This is a genomic window from Microbacterium sp. B19 (assembly GCF_000333395.1).
In the GTDB taxonomy this organism is placed as follows: domain Bacteria; phylum Actinomycetota; class Actinomycetes; order Actinomycetales; family Microbacteriaceae; genus Microbacterium.
On sequence record NZ_BADA01000303.1, the window covers coordinates 1 to 4,200 of the forward strand.

6 protein-coding genes are annotated in these 4,200 nt (G+C 69.7%); 3 read left to right on the forward strand and 3 right to left on the reverse strand.

What is annotated here, in order from left to right; all coding sequences use genetic code 11:
- Positions 1-37: 37 nt before the first annotated feature.
- Positions 38-1,654 carry a cation acetate symporter gene (locus I5G_RS10690; RefSeq protein WP_022879046.1) on the reverse strand — a complete coding sequence of 539 codons (1,617 nt, stop codon included), beginning with the start codon at positions 1,652-1,654 and terminating at the stop codon, positions 38-40.
- Positions 1,651-2,001, reverse strand: a complete 351-nt coding sequence (locus I5G_RS10695; protein ID WP_022879047.1) for a DUF485 domain-containing protein — start codon at positions 1,999-2,001, stop codon at positions 1,651-1,653. Before I5G_RS10695 ends, I5G_RS10690 begins: the two co-directional genes overlap by 4 nt.
- Before the next feature lie 139 nt (positions 2,002-2,140).
- On the opposite strand from I5G_RS10695, the gene I5G_RS10700 reads away from it, so the two are divergent.
- Positions 2,141-2,992 (forward strand): LuxR C-terminal-related transcriptional regulator, encoded by an 852-nt coding sequence (locus I5G_RS10700; RefSeq protein ID WP_022879048.1) that lies wholly within the window; start codon positions 2,141-2,143, stop codon positions 2,990-2,992.
- Positions 2,993-3,118: 126 nt separating this feature from the next.
- A complete protein-coding gene (locus tag I5G_RS10705) occupies positions 3,119-3,403 on the forward strand; it encodes a (Fe-S)-cluster assembly protein (protein WP_022879049.1) in 285 nt (94 codons plus the stop codon).
- Between the two features lie 145 nt (positions 3,404-3,548).
- Here I5G_RS10705 and I5G_RS25865 read toward each other — a convergent pair whose 3' ends face one another.
- Positions 3,549-3,893 (reverse strand): DUF4436 family protein, encoded by a 345-nt coding sequence (locus tag I5G_RS25865; RefSeq protein WP_306305784.1) that lies wholly within the window; start codon positions 3,891-3,893, stop codon positions 3,549-3,551.
- Between I5G_RS25865 and I5G_RS25870 the strand changes: the two genes are divergently transcribed.
- On the forward strand, positions 3,802-4,164 hold the full coding sequence (locus tag I5G_RS25870) for a hypothetical protein (RefSeq protein WP_187288828.1): 363 nt from the start codon (positions 3,802-3,804) through the stop codon (positions 4,162-4,164). The genes I5G_RS25865 and I5G_RS25870 overlap by 92 nt on opposite strands.
- The last annotated feature ends 36 nt before the right edge of the window (positions 4,165-4,200 follow it).

Here is a 4,200-nt window from a genome sequence, read left to right on the forward strand (position 1 = left end):
GCCCGTCCGGCGTTGGCCGGACCGGGCGAGGACGCGATCAGTGGTTCGAGGCCTTCTCCGCACCGAAACCGGTGAGGGAACGCACGTCCATCTCGGCGGCCTTGCGAGGATCCTCGGTCTGCTTCGACGTGATCGAGCCCAGCCAGCCCAGGAGGAAGCCGAGCGGGATCGACACGATGCCCGGGTTGTTCAGCGGCCAGATCGCCACACCCGTGTTCGCGAACACGCTGGTGGGGCCTCCCCAGAACACGGGCGAGAGGAGGATCAGCACGAGCGCCGACCCCAGGCCTCCGTACATGCTCCACACGGCGCCGCGCGTGGTGAAGCGGCGCCAGAAGAGCGAGTACAGGATCGTCGGGAGGTTCGCCGACGCGGCCACGGCGAAGGCGAGCGCGACGAGGAACGCCACGTTCTGCCCCTGCACGCCGATCCCGCCGACGATCGCGAGGATGCCGATGACGATGACCGTGCGCCGCGCGACCTTCACTTCGCCGTCGGGCGGGACGTTGCCCTTCTTCACGACGTTGGCGTAGATGTCGTGCGCGAAGGACGCCGCCGCGGTGATCGTCAGGCCCGCCACGACCGCGAGGATCGTCGCGAACGCCACCGCCGAGATGAACCCGAGCAGGATCGGTCCGCCGAGCGCGAGGGCCAGCAGCGGCGCCGCCGCGTTCACACCGCCGGGCGCGGCCAGGATGGCCTCGGGCCCGACGAGGGCACCGGCTCCGTAGCCGAGCACGAGCGTGAGGAGGTAGAACACACCGATCAGCCAGATCGCCCACACCACCGAGCGACGTGCCTCTTTCGCGGTGGGCACCGTGTAGAAGCGCATCAGAACGTGCGGGAGCCCCGCCGTTCCGAGGACGAGCGCCAGCGCGAGCGAGAGGAAGTCCCACGGGTTCGCGCCGTACTGCAGGCCGGGTCCGAGGATCGCCTCGCCCTTCGGGGATGCGGCGACCGCAGCCTCGAGCAGCGTGTTGAGGTTGAACCCGTTGATGGCCAGGACCCAGATCGTCATGACCACGGCTCCGCCGATGAGGAGGAACGCCTTGACGATCTGCACCCACGTGGTGCCCTTCATGCCGCCGATCAGGACGTACACGATCATCAGGATGCCGACGACCGCCACGACGATCGACTGGCCCACACGCTCGGTGATCCCCAGCAGCAGCGACACGAGACCACCCGCGCCCGCCATCTGCGCGAGCAGGTAGAAGAAGCACACCGCGAGGGTCGTGATGGCCGCAGCCATCCGGACCGGCCGCTCCTTCAGGCGGAACGACAGCACGTCGGCCATCGTGAACTTGCCGGTGTTGCGCATGAGCTCGGCCACGAGCAGCAGCGCCACCAACCACGCCACGAGGAACCCGACCGAGTAGAGGAACCCGTCGTACCCGTTGATCGCGATCGCCCCGCAGATGCCGAGGAACGAGGCCGCCGACAGATAGTCGCCGGCGATCGCGAATCCGTTCTGCGGTCCGGTGAAAGAACGCCCGGCCGCGTAGTAGTCGGCCGCCGTCTTGCTGTTGCGGCTCGCCCGGATGACGATGAACAACGTCACGGCGACGAATGCGCCGAAGATCGAGATGTTCAGGACCGGATTGTTCTCGACCGTCTGGACCGCCGCGTGGACGGTGGCGAAGACCTCGTTCACGACTCACCCCGCTCGGCCCGCTCGAGTTCGACGCGCAGGCTCTCCGCGCCGGGGTCGAGTCGCCGGTTGGCGTACGCGACGTAGCCCATCGTGATTGCGAAGGTCGTGACGAACTGCCCGAGCCCGAAGACCAGGCCGACGGTGACGGCGCCGAACACCGGCTGCGCCATGAAGTCGGGAGCGAAAGACGAGAGCAGAACGTAGACGAAGTACCAGACGAGGAACGCCACGGCCATCGGGAAGATGAAGCTGCGCTGCCGTCGCTTCAGCTCCCGGAACGGAGCGGACTCCTCGACCGCGATGTAGTCGACGCCGCGCGGGGCGCCGTCGATCCTGTTATCCGTCATGTGGCCTCCTTGCCTCATGAGACCGGCGCATCGGCGCACCGGAAGGGGGGAAAACACCGGGTCGGAGCGCCTTCCCGGTGGTAGGGTCGACGCTACGAAAGGCGGCGACGCAGCCGTCACCCCCGGAAGTAGGTAGTTCGTGGGAACACCGGTCGCACTCCGAGACGACGTGACGCTCGTGTCGCACGCCGTGACCGAGCTCGCGCGGCGCACGCACTTCCCCGTCGCGTTCGGTGGTCTCGAACACGACGGCGCCGTCCACGTCTCCACGGTCGTCGGAGCCCGCACGCGCAGCATCGAGGGGCTGGTCGTCCACGCCGAACGCGGTCTCGGCGGTCGGGCACTCGTGGAACGGCGCCCCCGATTGGCGCTCGACTACCGCACCGCGCGCACCATCACGCACGACTACGACCGCGCCATTCTCGGGGAGGGCATCGCGACCCTGTTCGCCGTGCCCGTGCTCGTCCGCGGCAGCGCGCGCGGCGTTCTCTATTGCGGCTCCTGGGCACAGGCGCCCCTCGGCGAGCGCGAGGCGCGCCCCGCCTTCGACATCGCGGGCGAACTCGGCACGGAACTGCGCGTGCGGGACGAGGTCGACCGCCGCCTCGCATCCCTCAACCCCGGTGACGACGGCCTCAGCGCGGGCGCGCGCGAGGAGATCCGCCAGAGCTACGCCCAGCTGCGCAGCATCGCCGCCACCGTCCCGGACGAAGGGGTGCGGCGCCGCCTGGAAGAGCTGGAGTCCCGCCTCGCCGCGCTCTCGGGCGACGCCACGATCGAGCCCGAGGTCACCGGCATCCACCTCTCCCGTCGCGAACTGGACGTCCTCTCGTGCGCGGCCGTCGGGGCCACGAACGGCGAGATCGCGGCATCCCTCCATCTCCGCGAGACCACGGTGAAGTCGTACCTCGCGTCGGCGATGTCGAAGCTGGATGCCTCGACCCGCCACGCCGCCGTGGCCCGGGCGCGCCGCGCGGGCTTGCTGCCCTGACGGCGGTGCGGAGTGCCCTGAGTGCTCCGTGAGAATCCCCTGGCAATGGCGCCGTGAGGTTGAGACCGCGCCCGATTCTCGGAATCGTGGCTGGCCCCTGACGTCGACACAGAAGGAGAGTCACCCATGCTGACGCTCACCGAAGAGGCCACCACCGCCGTCAAGACCATCGCCGCCCAGCTGCCGGATGCCGCCCAGGGCGGTGTGCGCATCGAGGGCGCCGGCTCGCCGGAGTCGCAGTTCCGGCTGTCCGTCGTCGACGGCCCCGAGCCCGAGGACGCCGTCGTGGAGAATTCCGGCGCCCGCGTCTTCCTGGACGCCGACGCCGCCCAGGTGCTCGACGACCGCGTGCTCGACGCACAGCTGGACGGACAGGGTTCCGTGCAGTTCGCGGTGACCACCCAGGCCTGAGTCCTGATCGACGATGCCCCGGCCGCGCGCCGGGGCATCGTCATGTCCGGGCGGGAGCATGTCTCACTTCGTGCTGCCCGAACGAACCGTGGGCAGCAACGATCGGGACGCGCACCGGCAACAAATGGGACGAGGTGTGACTGCGCTACACGACTTCTCCGGCGGGTCCGCGCCGGATCCAGGCGACGACGAAGATCACCAGTCCCGCAACCAGGGCGGCGAGTACCCACAGGACGACGAGGTAGTCGATCCACGAGCCGATCGGCGGGGATCCCGGCAGGAAGTTGCGCAACGGAATCGTCGCGAAGAGCATCGCGCCCATCCACCCCAGGGTGGTCACCTCGACCTTGCGCCGTCCCCGCAGCACGAGGATCGCCACGACGAGGACGAGCGCCGGGATGACCACCATGAGCGTGAGCAGGACGATCCCGAACGCGATCGTCGACCCTGATCGCGATACCGAGATGCCGGTTCTCGTGGTGCACACCACCGGTGATGCCGCGCGACGGTCCCTCGACGACCCGGACGCCGCGATCGCACCGGTCGTGGCGGCCACGCGGCGACTGCTCCGGATCGACGCCGAACCCGTCGCGACGCACGTCCACCGGTGGACGTTCGCGCGCCCGCTCCGCGCGACCGGGGAGCCGTTCTTCCGCTCACCGGGGCTGTCGCTGTGCGGGGACGCGTGGGGCGAGTCGCCCGCCGTCCGCACGGCGTGGGCGTCGGGCGATTCCCTCGGCCGCGCGCTCGCGGCATCCTGAACGGTCGCCCCCAAACCCCGGGGCGGTCGGAGCCGC

What these genes read in the sequence shown, in the direction of transcription:
- I5G_RS10695 (WP_022879047.1), bottom strand. Translation starts at nt 2,001, where the DNA reads ATGACGGATAACAGGATCGACGGCGCCCCGCGCGGCGTCGACTACATC.
- I5G_RS25870 (WP_187288828.1), top strand. Translation starts at nt 3,802, where the DNA reads ATGACCACCATGAGCGTGAGCAGGACGATCCCGAACGCGATCGTCGAC.
- I5G_RS10705 (WP_022879049.1), top strand. Translation starts at nt 3,119, where the DNA reads ATGCTGACGCTCACCGAAGAGGCCACCACCGCCGTCAAGACCATCGCC.